The following is a 16,348-nucleotide window of genomic DNA, read 5'->3' as shown; positions in this document are numbered from 1 at the left end:
AAATAAATTAAATAAAAATGGTGCGCGATATAAAATTGCCATCAAAATCAAAACAAAAATACTGATTAAACCGAATTGCTTATAAACCTTTCTTGTAGATACCGGGGCAAGTATCTTGATTCCCGCCGGAGTAAATGAATCTAGAACAACATGAGAAAATAATCCTAAAGCCAAAGCTAAAACGATTTCAATATACGTAGTATCAATATTATTAATTATAAACAAACTCGCAAAAAATAAAGGTAAAAAAATCATTAATAATCTTTTATTTAAAAATAAAAAGCTTAACAGTGCAATCAATACCGCAATAATTAGGTAGGAGTTATCTAAGATTGTTACACTAGTTACTAATTGATATGCCCAAATTAATATTAGTGAAACCGCGGATGTTAAAACTAAAACGCCAAAAATAGAATGAGTAAAACTTCTATGTTCTGAAAAATAAAATGTTACACCTAAAAATACAATAATTAAACCAATATAATAAGGTAATTTAAGTATATATAGTGAAATGAATAAAATTAACCCCAAAATAATCATCTTATAGGCATGCTCTTTTTTAAATTTATGATCAAAATCCGGAATATTTGCACCAATGAATGTTAATGCAATTAACAGAGGATTATGGAAAAACATCAATGCGAGCAGCAGTGCAAATATCGAATGCCCCTTATAAGAAGACAACTTAAATCACCTTGATTATTAAATATACTTATTAATATTAAATGTGACTTATCCAAGAGCATTTGAAAAGTAATAACAATTAAATATAAAAAGCATGTTTTTTGTAGGATTATATTTCTACAATCCTTAAATAATTAGTTCTTTTTGCCTCCCCTAATGGAAATCCACCGGTAACCACTATCAAATCCCCTTTATTTAAGTTAAATTCCCATTTAGCCATATATCTAGCATTTTCAACCATTTCATCTGTATTTTCATATATGTCAGTCACTATGGCTTTAACACCGAAGTTTAAAACCACTTTCTCTGCAATATGGCTTGATGGACAACAGGCCAATATTATGGAGTTTGGTCTGAAATTACTTATCATGCGCGCGGTAAACCCAGTCATTGTAGTCGTGACTATCAATTTAATATCAGAGCATTCAACAGCATCCACAACCAACTTAGCAATCGTATCGCTGATACCCATATCTCCCTTGTAAGCAATATGTTTTGAATAATCAATTGTTGATTCCACATATTCACATATTCTGCTCATTATCGAAACTGCAGGTATCGGATGCTTTCCGATTGTAGTCTCACCGGACAACATTACACAGTCAGTTCCGTCGAATATTGCATTAGCCACATCCGAAACCTCTGCTCTTGTAGGCCTAGGACTGTCATACATTGAAGCCAGCATTTCAGTGGCAACAATTGCAAACTTACCTTTCTCTCTACATTTTCTGATTATTCTCTTTTGAAGCATTGGCAACTCTTCCAGTGGAACTTCTACACCCAAATCTCCCCTGGCCACCATTATTCCATCAGATTCATCTATTATCTCATCAATATTCACAATACCCATACGGCTTTCGATTTTTGAAATTATAAGGGCATCTCCACCAGCATCTCTAATAATTTTTCGAGCTTCAATTACATCCTCCTTTGCATTTACAAAAGATAAAGCCAAATAATCGCATGCATGTTGTGCCGCAAAAGTAATATCCCTTTTGTCAACATCACTCATGAAATCCAATTTTAAATGGACGCCTGGAACATTGATTGTCTTATTGTCTTGAATATTTCCATCGTCCAAAGCTTTCAATACAAGAAACTCGTTTTTCTTATCAATGACCTCCAATTCAAGCAGAGCATTATCTATCAGTACCCTGTCACCCACGTTTATAAGATCAATCGCTTCGCTATGATTAACTCCAAATTCATTTTCATTCCCAAGTATGCAGCTTTTACTCATTTTAATTGTATCGTCTTTATGGAGGGTTACACCACCCTCTTTAAACTTTAAAGTTCTGAACTCCGGTCCCTTGGTGTCATACATAACAGCTACAGGCACATTGCATATTTTACGCACTTCACGAACAACATCTACTGTTTTCAATATATCCTCTTTTGTAGCATGACTAAGATTAATACGTGCACAATCCATACCTTTATTAACCATTTCACTCATAACCTCCACGGAATCAGATGCCGGACCTATACTACATATAATTTTTGTCTTTTTCACACTACCATCCCAATTAACTTTTTTAATTATAAATTAAAACAGAAGAAAAAAATAATGATGGATTGTTCACCATTATTGCTCCAAATCATATTAATAGTTATAAAATGAGGAATTTAAATAACTTGTGAATATATAAATTGGAAAATTACTTTTTCATATAAACCAAGACAAAATAAAATTTATTAAGCATTAAAATATATCTAATAAATATGAATACGAACCGGTTTGAAACTTTTTATGATGCCGTTTTAGCAATCGTCATAACAATTTTAGTGTTAAAAATTCCTCAGCCATTAGGTCCTACATGAGGAGCTTTCTTTTCAAACTATTTGAATTTCGTAACATATCTCATAGTATTTTTATCAATTATCAACATTTGGTTTAGCAATCAGAAGTTATTCCAACATATCGATGAGATAAACAATAAAGCCCTGATTTCATATGGAATTTCAATTTTCCTATTTTCACTGTTCCCATATTTTGCATCATGGCTTTCACTAAATCCGTACTCGCTAGTCGCCGAGACAATTTTCGGATTGCTTATACTATTTGCAAGCATCTCCCATATCATATCCGTGGTCGTGGTTTTTGGAGCCAATAAGTCTAATGAGAAATTAAATGAATTAAATATTAAGAAAATTCATTTTATAATACCTTTAATCATTATACTAATCGGTTTTATACTGTCATATACAATATATACTCCTGGAATTTATGTAACAACCTTACTTTCTGTAATTTTAAGTATCATCACCAATAGAAAACAAAGCAAAGAAATTGAAGATACTGAACGTTTTGAAGCGTTGATTGATGCAATCATAGCAATCATCATAACAATCATTGTGCTTGAAATTCCAACTGCCCTGAATGGTAGTTTAGGCGCATTATTGGAATTAAGACTTGAATTTATAGCATATGCAATTAGTTTCATTGTTTGTTTCAATATGTGGAACTTCACTTATAATTTATTTACAATTATCAACAAGATTGATTATAAATCAATTTGGACCATTTCAGTCATGTTGTTCTTTTTATCATTGATTCCATATTTAACAACTTACGTTTCCATGAATTTCCATGAATTTGTGCCGCAATGCTTGTATGGGGTAGACTTTATCATCATCAACATATGCTCCATAGTTGCCACATATCAAATGAAAAAAATAGACAAATCAAATACGTTCTTGCAGGCAGCATTCCAGAATTATAACAATTTTATTATAACCATCATATTTACATGCATTTTCATAATTATTGGATACTATTACTACCCACCAATAATAATCATATCCTGCCTACTTTCAATCATCATGGCATGGATATTCATGTATAAAAAAATTAACTTGCTCAAACTCATTTAATTAAAGATTGAATAAAAAAAATAATTATTGAGGAAAAATTAATTCCTCATAATTCAGACTTATTTTAAAACAAACTTCTTAATTCCCATAACGCTTAGAATTATGGCTATCACATACCCGATTAAAGAAATTAGAGGCATGTCAAATACCCTTGGCCCGAATGAAACAACTGAAGAACCAATAATAAGGGCGGACACTAATGCGATTATTGAAACCTTATCGGTGATATCAACTTCGAACCTCAATTGCAATTCTTCATTTTCTATTTTATGGATAGTCCTTGTAAGAAGTTTTGGCAAGGACCTGATCATGTGGTCATATAGGATTAGGTTGCTTTTCTTGCCTTTTAAAAATTGTTTAGGGTCAACTCTTTGTTTGGCTATTTGAGTGGCAATTGGCTTAATTGATGCGAAAACATCGATTTCAGGATCTAGATTGTGTGCAATAGCTTCAATCATTGATAAACCTCTCGCCATGGTGACAATTTCATTCGGAATAATGACCCCATATTCCTGCATAAGACTAAGCAGTGCCTCTAAAACTCCATCGAAACGATTGAGCTGTACACCGAAATATCTTCCGAACAAATCATTTAAGTCTCTTCTTAAAGTCTTTGTATCAATATCATAATCTAAGATATCCATGTACATTAACTGATTTATCAATCCGTCAACGTCCTGGTCTACAAACAATAACATTACTTCGGAAAGATTGCGTTTAAATTCTTCGTCAAAGAATCCCATCATACCCAAATCAAGATAACATACCACATTATCATCTAAAATCATTATGTTTCCTGGATGCGGGTCACCATGGAAAAAGCCGTCAATAAATAGTTGTTGAAGATAAGAATCAAGAACATGTTTCGCCAAAAGTTTCTTATCGAATTCATCGCCCGTACTTGCATATACGTCATTTAACTTGGTGCCCTCTATAAATTCCATTGTTAAAACTTTTGAGGAACAATATTTGGAATATGTGGCTGGAATGTGGATATTAGGATTATCTTCAAAATTCAATTCAATGCGTTGCATATTCATGAATTCATTATTATAATCTATTTCCTTATGAATTGAACGGTCAAATTCCTCCATGATTCCAGGCAAGTTTATTTTTCTAAGGTCACGGTTCCATTTATCGGCACGGTTGGCAATATATTTCATAATCCTTAAATCGAGATCGATTTTATCAGTAATACCCTCTTTTTGGATTTTGACTGCAACTCTTTCACCGGTAATCAATTTGGCCTCATGAACTTGACCGATGGATGCGGTTGCCAAATGCTCATGTTTGAAATCCTCGAATAACTCATCGATATTGCCATCGAGCTCCCTTTCAACTATTGCCTTAACTTGCTCATATGTTATTGCAGGATTATCATCCTGCAAGTTAGCCAATTCCTCTGCAATCTTTTCACCGACAATATCCGGCCGTGTACTTAATAGCTGCCCCAACTTAATGAAAGTGGTTCCCAAGTCCTGAAGCATTAATCTTAATTTTAGAGGAATTTCATCATCCAACAAAATATCATGTGCGCTGTCATCATCTCTTGAACGTATTTTGCTTTTTGCAGTTTCGCCTAAAATTTTATCGAAACCGTACTTTTTTAAAGCCGCCCTAATTTCGCCTAAACGTTCCTTTGTTTCTTTATCCATATTATTACCACTTAATTAATTTGACTTTCAGCAATATCTGATGCCAAGAAGGTTATGCCCTCCATAATTAGACATATTCCAACAAGAATTGCGGTGTATAACGGTTGTGCAATTGAATAGGCAGCCAAGAATACGGCCACTATACCTAAGATTAAAATCAATACAGAAGAGAGTCTTGATATTGTACCTATTCCCACAAAAATGCCTAACAAACCAACTAATATCAATATAAATCCAACTAAATAAAACAGGTATCCAACCATGAAGGATAATGCATCTATCCTATAAATAAACAATATTCCGAATAGTATTGCACAAATTCCTAGTAATATATTGATTACTGAAACATGAGCCATTATGCTCCATACAGAAAATCCGTCAATAATAGAAGCGAATCCAAAGGCTATTAAACATATCCCTGCAATCCAGGATACTGCCTGTGCACTATACAATGGGTAAACTACAAAAAGCAAACCCAAAATTATGAATATGATTCCAAGTATTTTTCTATAATCCATTTAAATCACCTTTGTATAATATTAAGCAAAAGATATTATTTAAATTTTAATAAACTCCTTAGATTCCATACCTTCTTAATTAAAATAGATAAATTACATAGTTTATATTTAAAATTAAATTATGCTCTGTGAAAAATGTCAAGAAATGTTGAAATAAATCTGGATTTAAAGATGAAATATAATGTTGAACCGGTTCCAAACTTAGATTTGAAAACTAATCAAATCCCAAAATAAGATAAAAAGCTTTTCATCTGAAGTAGTGACCTTTCAGCACTGCCTTCGCCAACACTTGAAAACGGAGATAGAACTTCACCGGTGATAGCCGGAACCCCCCTCATATTACAAACATCTTCAACAGCCCCCTTATATGATTCCCCTGCAGAATCAAAAGAAATGAGTTTGCATTTAACATCTCGAGCAATATAACTCGCCATTAAAAAACTTTCAGGAGTCGGAGATTTGGTTGAAAAAATTGATTCGATACCAGGATTGCTGTTATAGGCAGTCGAATGAAAATCCCCTACAAAATCAATTTTCAATTCCACTATCCTCTTAACAAGAACATTGCTTAACGAATTTTCAATATGCGCAGCCCTATTCAAATCCAGTGAATTGAAAAATCGGCTATTTTCCATGGTTGCTTTTGGAGCGGCAAATGGAATGAAAAATATAGTGTTATTGATTTCCTTATTGACCAATTCATTTAAAATTCTAATATTGGCAATTTGTGAAGGCAGTTCATTACCATGAATGCCAGATAAAATTAAAATCTTCCTACCTTCATTTCCTAATTTAAAAATAGGAGTTCCATAAACAGATTTCTCTAAGATAAATTTATTTAAAGAATTCAGTTCAATTTCATTAAAAATATGGGTGTTTTTTGAAATAAAACCTCCGGATAGATTAGAAATGTAACCCATTTCCAAATTATCACAATACTCCACTTTTTCAAAATCCATAATTAATTATAGATTGAAGCTCTTATTTAAAAGTAGGGATTAAATTGAAGAAATATATCAAAAAGTTAATTAGGCTCATAAATTATGAAAGAGATGCTGAAATTGAGTTAATGCAGACAGAAATATCAAACATGTCCGGCATTAAAAGGGAGGAGCTGGGAAGAGCCATCAATAAAGTTAAAGGGAAACGCCTGGGTAAAGAATTAGGCATGCAGATAGTTCAGTTTGGAAGATCAGAGCCGATTGAAACTGAAATAAGTGTGGGAGACATGGTATTGGTCAGTACAGACAACCCCCTCAGAAGTGATTTGACCGGCACTGTAACAGAAAAAGGAGCCAGATTTATAAAACTGGCTTTTGATAAAAATCTTCCCAAATGGGCTTTGAAAAAGAAAGTAAGACTTGATTTATATGCCAATGACGTTACTTTCAGAAGAATGGAAGATAACTTAAAACATTTAAGTTTAAAAGGTAAAAATGCCCTTGAATACGTATTATCAGATAGAAATCCTAAAAAGAACAGGAAAACGCCATATATTGACTATATTGATAAGAAGTTAAATGCCTCACAAAAAATGGCTATTGAAAATGCATTATCCTGTGAAAATTTCTTTTTAATACATGGTCCATTTGGAACCGGGAAAACCAGGACCCTAGTTGAGTTAATATCCCAAGAGACAAGACAGAATCACAAAGTATTAGCCACAGCCGAAAGCAATGCTGCAATAGACAATATTTTAGAGCGATTAATGGAAAATAAAAAATTGAATCTTACACGACTGGGTCATCCTCAAAGAGTGTCAAAAAAGAACATTACATATTCCCTTGCCTATAAAGTTGAAAACCATGAGTTAAATGGTAAAATTAAAAAAATCCATAAAAAAATTGATAAACTGATTGAGAAAAGAAGCTCTTACACCAAACCTACACCCCAATACAGACGGGGATATGGTGATTACGATATATTATACAATGCATCTAAAGGAAAGGGCGGTCGTGGAATAAGCCCTGAAAAAATGAAATCGATGGCCCAATGGATCGAATATAATCAGGAAATTGATGAGCTACATTCAGACATCAAACGAATTGAAAACAAAATGATTAACAAAATTATTGATGAAAGTGATGTTATTTTAGCGACCAACTCTTCGGCAGCACTTGAGTCAATAGCGAGAACCAAATTTGACGTTGCGATTATCGATGAAGCTTCGCAAGCAACCATCCCAAGCAGTTTAATTCCAATTGCCAAAGCCCATAGATTTATCCTTGCTGGAGACCACAAACAGCTCCCCCCAACAATAATTAGCCCAAAAGCCGGAGAACTTGAAAACACATTATTTGAAGCGTTAATCAGAAAGTATCCTCACAAATCACAACTACTTAATGTTCAATACAGAATGAACAAGTTACTTATGAAGTTTCCCAACTCTGAATTCTACAACAATAGTTTAAAAAGCGATTCAAGTGTTGATAAAATAAATATAAGTGACATAATCAATTCAGAATATGATGAAGAAGCATTACTTTTTATAAACACGTCAGATATTGAAAATAATAAGGAAAATCACCTAAAGGACTCAAAATCAATCATTAACAAAGTGGAAGCCAAACTTGCAGTAAGTGTAGCCAATGACTATTTAACCGCAGGCGTAAGTGAAGAAGACATTGGAATAATAAGCCCCTATGCAGACCAGGTCAAGCTAATTCAGGAAAAAACTCCCGTCGAAGTAAAAACAGTGGACGGATTTCAGGGAAGGGAAAAGGAAATCATCATAATTTCCACTGTGAGAAGCAACAATAACGGAAATATTGGTTTTTTAAGGGATTTAAGACGTTTAAATGTTGCAATCACTAGAGCTAAAAGAAAATTGATAATAATAGGCAACAAAGATACCTTAAAAAGCAATCCCACATACTCCCGACTGATTGACTTTGTTGAAGATGAAAACTTATTGATAAATATTTAGGCATACCTAAACTTTATATACTATGAAGTTCAAAGGAATAATCAAGAGTAAGAAAAATACTCTCCCAACATACAACTCTTAATTGAGGTTTTATTTTTAAAGTCCATATAACTTTCAACCTCAATTATCTCCTCAATTAAGAGTTTTTTCTTCTGTCAACTTTTTTTAAATTTTAAATAGTATTAATAATATAAATATTAATTGATATTCATTTTTATCAAAATTATAACGGTGATTAAATGACTGATAAAGTAGTTTTAGCATTCAGCGGTGGGCTTGACACCTCTGTTTGTGTTAAATTATTAGAAGAAAAATATGATGTTGAAGTTATTACTGCCTGTGTTGATGTAGGTCAAGGCGAAGAAGAAATGGAAAAGGCAAAAACAATGGCCGCCAAAATAGGTGGATTAAAACACTACAATATCGATGCTAAAGAAGAATTTGCAAACGAATACATCTCACGTGGAATTAAAGCAAACGCAGAATATGAAGGATACCCATTAAGCACTGCCCTTGCAAGACCATTAATTGCTCAAAAGATTATAGAAGTGGCTGAAAAACAAGGAGCAACAGCTATTGCGCATGGTTGTACTGGAAAAGGAAACGACCAATTCAGATTTGAAGCGGTTATCCTTGCAATGTCTGATTTGGATATTATCGCACCAATCAGAGAAATGAATTTGACAAGAACCGAAGAAAAGGCATATGCGGAATCCAAAGGCATCGAATTAAGTTATGATAAGATTTACAGCATTGATGAAAACCTTTGGGGAAGAGCAATTGAGGGAGATGTCCTTGAAGACCCTACGAACGAACCTCCGGAAGACATTTACGAATGGACAAAATCATGGAAAGATGCAAACGATGAACCTGAAAAGGTATCCATTGAATTTGAAGAAGGTGTTCCGGTAGCCATCAACGGCGAAATGATGCCTTTAGTGGAATTAATTGAAAAAGCAAATGAAATTGCCGGAAACAATGCTATCGGTAGAATAGACACCATTGAAAACAGAATGATTGGTCTTAAAAGTAGGGAAATCTATGAAACCCCCGGTGCAAAATTATTAATTGCAGCACACGAAGCTTTGGAAGAATTGGTTTTAACAACTGATGAACTAAGATTTGCAGAGTATATGTCAACTTTATATGCTGATTTAGTATACGGGGCTTTATGGCAAGAACCATTAAGAGAAGACCTAGACCAGGCAATTGACAAGATGCAGGAGAGGGTAAGCGGAGAAGTTGTAATGAAATTATTCAAAGGTTCAATCCAACCTATCATTAGAAAATCCCCCTTCAGCATACACAGCATTGAACAAATTACCTTTGAAGACAAGGAAACCGAGCAAAGCGAAGTTGAAGGTATGATTAAATACCACGGTCTTCAAGCTAGAAATTATCAAAAATTAAACAGATAGCTTTAATGCTATCACTTTACTTATTTTTATGTCAAAAATTAACCAACTACAAGAAATAATCGATTCTTCGGACAATATCGTATTTTTTGGAGGAGCCGGCGTTTCAACAGAAAGTGGAATTCCAGATTTTAGATCCGAAAGCGGAATTTTTAAAAGTTTAGAAAAATATGGTGACACTCCAGAAAATTTAGTTTCCCATAGTTATTATATGAGCAATACAGAAGAATTCTTCGAATATTATAAAGAAAATCTTATTTTTAAAGATGCCAAGCCGAATCCGGCTCATTTAAAACTAGCCGAACTAGAAAAGCGTGGAAAATTAAAGGCAGTAATCACTCAAAATATTGATGGACTTCATCAAAAAGCAGGGAGCGAAAATGTTTTAGAGCTCCATGGAAGCATTCATAGAAACTATTGCCAAATTTGTGGAAAAGAATATGATTTAAATTATATTCTTGAAAGCAATGGCATCCCAAGATGTGAATGTGGAGGTATTGTTAAACCTGATGTTGTATTATATGAAGAACCTTTAAATAATTCAATCTTAAGCTTTTCTATTGATTATATCCAAAATGCAGAGACATTGATAATTGGTGGAACTTCTCTAGTAGTGTATCCTGCAGCAGGATTAATAAACTACTTTAACGGTGAAAATTTAGTGTTAATCAATAAAAGTGAAACTCCATATGACGATGCCGCAAGCCTAGTCATCAACGACGCTATCGGAGAGACTTTGAGCCAAATCAAAATCTAATGCATTAGGAACCAATGTAATTCCATCCAATTGGTTATCACATTTATAGACAATTATTTCAACACCATTTTCATAAGCTTCGTTTAAAGTTTCACTAAATACCGGGTCATTTTTCCAATTTGGTCTGAAGAAATTGCCTGCAGGATGCTGAATCAGGAAAAATACAACACATCGATTGCCTTCCTTTTTAAGTTTAATCAGTTCCTTTAAATGCTTTGCACCCCTTTCTGTCGGAGCATCTGGAAACCTTGCCTCTCCGTCAACAATCAATGTGACTCCCTTAACTTCAACATAACATTTTTCATTTTCATTTTCCAAGTATATATCAATTCTCGAATCATCAACGGTTTTTTCTCTTTTGTGAAAATCATAGCCAGCAAGCTCTTTAATTTTACCGTCAACAATCGCATCACATACAATACTGTTGGCTTGCTGTGAGAAAAGAGATACCAGTACATTTTTATTTTCGACAAAATGAAGTGAGAACTTTGTTTTTCTATTAGGATTATCTGATGGCTTGAGCCAGACAACGGCACCTCCAACCAAAAGCTCTTTACATCTGCCAGTATTTGGAACATGTGCTATTTCAACTTCACCATCGACTTCAACTTCTGCAATGAATCGGTTCGGGCGGTTTATAAAAATTCCTTTAACATAATCCATCTTTGATCACACTGCCAATGTATGATACCAAATCGGTTGCCGAAAATCCGTTTCCTTTCTCGTTGTAAGCTTTATCGCCTGCAATACCATTAATGAAAACGCCTAAACACGCACAGTCAAAAGTAGTGAGCCCCTGTGTGAGCAAACTGGTAACAATTCCCGCAAGCGCATCACCGGTTCCACCAACAGTCATTCCGGAATTTCCTGACTTATTTATTTTAAATTTATTACCTGATAAAATTAAGTCATATTGCCCTTTAACAATGACAGACCCTTTAATTTGGCGGGTAATTTGTTGGAATTCTGTGATATTCTCATCAACCTTCTTAAAATCATATGAATCAATATCCACTTTTAAGTCATTTTGAATATTGAAAAATGATTTGAACTCAAAAAGGTGAGGTGTCAATACAATGTCTTCACGATTTTTAATTAACTTCAACTCAACTTGTTTTAGGGCATCAGCATCTAAAACGATTGGTTTTTTAATTTTTGAAACTAAAACATTAAATAATTTTGATGTATCTCCATCAATTCCCGCACCTGGCCCAATTAATACCGCATCGACATTTTCAGATAAATCCAATAGCTCTTCAGCGTGATTTAAAGATAATCTATCTCCTTCCAGAGATTTGACAATCAAATCAGGTGATGTTGATTTAATAGCTTCGGCTGATTTTTCAGGTGCTGCAACATAAACCAAATCCGCACCTGCACCAATAGCCGCCATTCCCGCAATAGCTGGAGCCCCCGAATAATCCTTATTTCCTCCGATTATAAGCAAACGACCGTTATTTCCCTTATGTGATTTTGAATCCCTATTCTTTAGTCTTAAAAAGTCCCCATAATTAACAAAATATTCCGCTTCAAATGGAATTCCAATGTCGGCTGTTACAAGACCGCCAACAACCTCCTCATCAGCATTTCTTACACCGGTCTTGATTTTATGAAAACTAATTGTGTAATCCGGAATGACTGCCAAATCACTCACCTCACCGGTTAACGGGTCCATTCCTGAAGGAACATCAACACTTATTTTAATTCCCTTTGATTCATTAATGATTTCAATGGCTCTCCTGATGTTTGCCTGCAGATTGCCCTTGATTCCTGTTCCCAACAGGCCATCGACAATAACATATTCATCATCAGCACTGCAAGCAAGTTCACAGTTGTTAATATCTTCCAATGTTTTCAGATTATAAATATTTAAACGGGATAATCGTGGTTTCATACTCAATAAGATCTCCAAATTAGTTTTTGAATGTGGAGATCGAATGTTTTCCTTCAACATGTAAATATCAACATCATAACCCCTATTCAATAAGTAACGTGCTGCAACAAAGCCATCACCACCATTTCCACCGGAACCTGTAAAAATAATTACTTTTACAGGTTTTGAAAATGTATAAACCGCAATCTTGCCCACTTCCTCTGCCAGAGACTTTCCGGCAGATTCCATCAGGCAAAGCCTTGACAAACCCAAATATTCACAATTGTAATCTGTTACCATCATATCAATAGGATGCAAAAAATCACCTTAAATTAAATATTAGTAAAGAATATAAATATAATTATCTTATATCAAAGGAAAAACTGCCATGAGAAAGATTACCATAAAACTTTTAACAAGACTTCCCACAAAATATTTGACAAGCGGGTTAATATTAATAATTTCATTATTTATCTATGGTGTTGTTGGCTCCATGCTAATAATGCATTTAAACTTTGTTGATTCTATTTATTATGCAGTAATCACAATGGCAACTGTAGGATATGGGGATTACATCCCACATACAGGCATTCAAAAAATATTTGCAACAACACTCGCTCTTGGAGGGGTTGCATTACTTGCTTATGTATTTAATATAATGTTAACAAGTTTTCAGGAACAGATGAGTAAATATTCAAAAGAGGCCAGAAAAATGAAAGCTATAAATGAAATGGATGATTATTATATCCTTTGTGGCTATGGAAGAGTAGGAAAAGTAGTTTTTAAAGAATTATCACAAAGAAACCAGAATGTTATTATTTTTGAAAAGGATAGGGATACATATGACAATATTGAAGATTCTGACAGAGTGGTTGGAATTCACAAGGATGCGACTGAAGATGACCTTATAGCAAAATTGGCTGGTGAAAAATGTAGAAGCGTCATAATAGCAACTGGAGATGATGTGAGCAACTTATATATCGTTTTGACCATAAGGGAAACAAATCCTAAGGCCTGGATTGTGGCAAGAGCCAGCAAACTCGAAAACATTTCAAGACTTAAAAGAGCCGGTGCCGACAAGATTGTTTCTCCAGAAGTGAGCGGAGGAAAGAATTTATACGTCGAATCAACAATGCCTCATCTTTTAAGAATTACCGTTAAACATGATATCAATAAAATTTATGATGAATTTAAAATAATAACCCAACATGGATGTACTTTAGAAAATATTGATTATCACCTTCCGGGAATTGAAGCGCCATTAAGCCGCAAAATAAAAACAATGAATTTGGAAGACGGCAAGAAATTTAGAGACAACTTAAATAAAAATGAAGAATCAAGAATTGCATTGAAAAATTTATATAATATTGTGAACAGCATACATTCACATTACATTTCCGGACCGGACAGGGCCACTTTCATCAAATTGCTGAAAGATTTAGGAAAACATGTGGAAATAATTGGAACTAACCTAACTGATGAAGAAATAGCTAAAAAAACCAAGTTAGATGATTGAATAATTTTATTAAAAAAAAGAAATTAAAAAAAGAGAGTGAAACTCTCTAGAATAAATCATGTAAGTTCATGATGTAAGAACCTAATTTACCGTCGAAGTTACCTGCTGAAATTTCAAGTACGCCTTCAACTGAACAAGCAGCTAAAATACCTACTTTCATAGCTTCTTTTACAGATTCTTCATCTACACCATCAATAACGATTTCAAATACACCGTCTGCATCTTCCCTAATGTCAGAGTCAACTTCATTTTTTAAAGTTACACACATTTTTTCGTTAGTGGATGCAGGTAAGAATGAGTATGCGTTGGATCCTACTTTGGAACCGGATGCAACTACACCGCCAGGGAATGGAGTGATTGTACCTGGAACTTTTTTAATAGCTTCGACAGCCATTTGAGCTGCTAATACTCCAGCCATTTGGTCTTTTGCTAAAATAAAGAAGTTTCCTCCAGCCACACCGTCTTTAAATCCGAATGTGGATTCCACTAAGAAGTCGCCGGACATGATTGGAATGGAATGAACTGTTCTGCCATCGATTTCACAGTCTTTTTCAAATCCGTCACCGAAGTATTTGAGTTTGAAACCAGTTTTTAAGACATCTTCTGATTCGAGTAAGTTAAATGCTGCTGCAGTAGGAGCAGTTAAAACGCACATACCGATTCTTTCCATCAATTCGTGGTCAAGTGCTTTTTTACTGGCATGACAAATCATGATTGCATAACCAGGCCTTCCGTCAGGAGTGCAAGTAGCTGGTACAAAACAGTCGATACCTGCTTCTGCAGGACATCCAATTACAGAAGTTGCATAACCTGTTGCTTCAGTTGCAGCGATTTTAGCTAATTTAGGAGTTGCTGCAGTTACTAAAATTCTAGTTACTTTAATTCCGAAACCTTCTGCGTAAGTTTCTTTAATTTCTACACCATTAATTTCCATATTTTCACCATAATTTTTACAAAAAATTAATTTTTTGTGATAATAAGATTTATGAAAATAAATAAAAATAAAGTTTTCTATTTTAGTCATCACTTTCATTTTCAATGACTTCATCAATCTCATCATTAGAAGCGGATGAAATTTTGTTTATAGCGGATGCACCGTAATAAGGTAAAATGACCAGACCTATGATGGTAGTCATCCAAAATGATATCAATCTTTCAATGACAGTTGCCGCCGCACTAATAGAAGACGGGATTCCTGCAGCGGAGTAGAATATAATCATTAGCCCATCTACAGCACCAAGACCGCCTGGAAGCAGCGGAATCATACCCACCAGACATGCCACAATAAACACTTCTCCGACGACAATAATATTGACATTAGCTCCGAAAGCTAAAAATACCAGATAAACCCTTAAAATTTCAAAAATCCAAATTACAAAAGATAAAGAAAGAGTATAGGCCAATCCCTTTTTATTTGAAATTAAAAGTTTCATAGTATTCTGGAAACCAAAAATAGCTTCATGGATTTGGTTTTCCAAATCTTCTGAATTTTTCTTATAGAATCTTCTGACAATCCCTATAATCCATCCATCAACTCTTTTTCCAAACCCTGGATTAATGCACATGTAAATAAGACATATCAATACTGCAACAATCGCTATTACTGAAACAACCATTACAACAAGAAGCCATAACTCAAAATTCATGAAAAGCGCCATTGACGCAATTGTAAGTGCGGCCAGCACAACAAATGGAAAAGTATCCAATGCCCTGTCTGCAACAACTGTTGCGAATGTCTCATCAAAAGAATACTCCTTATTGTCTTTAGATAAAAGATATGCCCTAACCGGCTCTCCGCCACCACGTCCGGAAGGAGTTATGTTATTAACTGCAAGGCTTACTAAAACCATTGGAATTAATTTTTTTATACTGAGGTCCATGTCTGCAAGCCTAACAAGAATTTGCCAGCGCAAAGTGTATAAAAAGTAAGTAAAAACCTGAACGACAATGGCCAAAGCTATGATATACAAATTAGCTACCTTTAAAGCTTCAATAACCTGGTCAATCCCTACAAAATACAGCATTATAAATAAAATTAGAATACTGATTCCCAGAAAAATTATTGTCTTTTTGTCCATAGTCAATATTAATTTTAATTTTTTAATACTTATAAATTTATATAGATATTTA

General features: G+C 34.2%; 14 protein-coding genes and 1 pseudogene. 6 read left to right on the top strand and 9 right to left on the bottom strand.

The window, feature by feature from the left end:
- Both ACKI4K_RS08565 and pyk read right to left on the bottom strand, forming a co-directional pair.
- The coding region (locus ACKI4K_RS08565) for a metal-dependent hydrolase (protein ID WP_407424196.1) at positions 1-684 on the bottom strand (684 nt) is incomplete at its 3' end.
- Positions 685-793: 109 nt separating this feature from the next.
- A complete protein-coding gene (gene pyk, locus ACKI4K_RS08560; protein ID WP_407424194.1) occupies positions 794-2,197 on the bottom strand; it encodes a pyruvate kinase in 1,404 nt (467 codons plus the stop codon).
- A gap of 209 nt (positions 2,198-2,406) precedes the next feature.
- Between pyk and ACKI4K_RS08555 the strand changes: the two are divergent.
- A pseudogene (locus ACKI4K_RS08555) lies at positions 2,407-2,661 on the top strand (TMEM175 family protein); the annotation flags it as partial.
- A gap of 111 nt (positions 2,662-2,772) precedes the next feature.
- Entirely contained in the window at positions 2,773-3,558 is a 786-nt protein-coding gene (locus tag ACKI4K_RS08550; RefSeq protein WP_407424198.1) for a TMEM175 family protein, read from the top strand.
- Between the two features lie 59 nt (positions 3,559-3,617).
- On the opposite strand, the gene ACKI4K_RS08545 is transcribed toward ACKI4K_RS08550, so the two are convergent.
- From ACKI4K_RS08545 to ACKI4K_RS08535, 3 genes are all read right to left on the bottom strand, one after another.
- Positions 3,618-5,213, bottom strand: a complete 1,596-nt coding sequence (locus tag ACKI4K_RS08545; protein ID WP_407424192.1) for an ABC1 kinase family protein — start codon at positions 5,211-5,213, stop codon at positions 3,618-3,620.
- A gap of 11 nt (positions 5,214-5,224) precedes the next feature.
- On the bottom strand, positions 5,225-5,731 hold the full coding sequence (locus ACKI4K_RS08540) for a DUF308 domain-containing protein (RefSeq protein ID WP_407424190.1): 507 nt from the start codon (positions 5,729-5,731) through the stop codon (positions 5,225-5,227).
- Positions 5,732-5,949: 218 nt separating this feature from the next.
- Entirely contained in the window at positions 5,950-6,690 is a 741-nt protein-coding gene (locus ACKI4K_RS08535) for a succinylglutamate desuccinylase/aspartoacylase family protein (protein WP_407424188.1), read from the bottom strand.
- Positions 6,691-6,734: 44 nt separating this feature from the next.
- Between ACKI4K_RS08535 and ACKI4K_RS08530 the strand changes: the two genes are divergently transcribed.
- The 3 genes from ACKI4K_RS08530 to ACKI4K_RS08520 all read left to right on the top strand — a co-directional run bounded on the left by ACKI4K_RS08530 (position 6,735) and on the right by ACKI4K_RS08520 (position 10,829).
- Positions 6,735-8,657, top strand: a complete 1,923-nt coding sequence (locus ACKI4K_RS08530; RefSeq protein WP_407424186.1) for an IGHMBP2 family helicase — start codon at positions 6,735-6,737, stop codon at positions 8,655-8,657.
- Positions 8,658-8,896: 239 nt separating this feature from the next.
- The gene (locus tag ACKI4K_RS08525) at positions 8,897-10,075 is read left to right on the top strand and encodes an argininosuccinate synthase (RefSeq protein WP_407424184.1); all 1,179 of its coding nucleotides are present in this window, start codon (positions 8,897-8,899) and stop codon (positions 10,073-10,075) included.
- 28 nt (positions 10,076-10,103) lie between these two features.
- Complete coding sequence (locus tag ACKI4K_RS08520) at positions 10,104-10,829, top strand: NAD-dependent protein deacylase (protein WP_407424182.1); 726 nt, start codon at positions 10,104-10,106, stop codon at positions 10,827-10,829.
- Here the strand turns inward: ACKI4K_RS08520 and sfsA are convergent.
- Both sfsA and ACKI4K_RS08510 read right to left on the bottom strand, forming a co-directional pair.
- Positions 10,779-11,492, bottom strand: coding sequence for a DNA/RNA nuclease SfsA (gene sfsA / locus ACKI4K_RS08515; protein ID WP_407424180.1), 714 nt, complete (start codon positions 11,490-11,492; stop codon positions 10,779-10,781). The two genes, ACKI4K_RS08520 and sfsA, sit on opposite strands and share 51 nt — an antisense overlap.
- Positions 11,479-13,020, bottom strand: coding sequence for an NAD(P)H-hydrate dehydratase (locus tag ACKI4K_RS08510; RefSeq protein ID WP_407424178.1), 1,542 nt, complete (start codon positions 13,018-13,020; stop codon positions 11,479-11,481). The genes sfsA and ACKI4K_RS08510 overlap by 14 nt, the downstream gene beginning before the upstream one ends.
- 70 nt (positions 13,021-13,090) lie before the next feature.
- Between ACKI4K_RS08510 and ACKI4K_RS08505 the strand changes: the two genes are divergently transcribed.
- A complete protein-coding gene (locus tag ACKI4K_RS08505; RefSeq protein WP_407424176.1) occupies positions 13,091-14,218 on the top strand; it encodes an NAD-binding protein in 1,128 nt (375 codons plus the stop codon).
- A 46-nt stretch (positions 14,219-14,264) separates the two neighbouring features.
- On the opposite strand, the gene fhcD is transcribed toward ACKI4K_RS08505, so the two are convergent.
- Positions 14,265-15,152: a formylmethanofuran--tetrahydromethanopterin N-formyltransferase gene (gene fhcD, locus ACKI4K_RS08500; protein WP_407424174.1), complete on the bottom strand. Its 888-nt coding sequence runs from the start codon at positions 15,150-15,152 to the stop codon at positions 14,265-14,267.
- Positions 15,153-15,234: 82 nt separating this feature from the next.
- On the bottom strand, positions 15,235-16,348 hold a 1,114-nt coding region (locus ACKI4K_RS08495), incomplete at its 5' end, for a UPF0104 family protein (RefSeq protein ID WP_407424172.1).

Source organism: Methanobrevibacter sp. (genome assembly GCF_045644645.1).
Lineage (GTDB): Archaea > Methanobacteriota > Methanobacteria > Methanobacteriales > Methanobacteriaceae > Methanocatella.
This window is presented reverse-complemented; position numbering and strand designations above follow the sequence as displayed.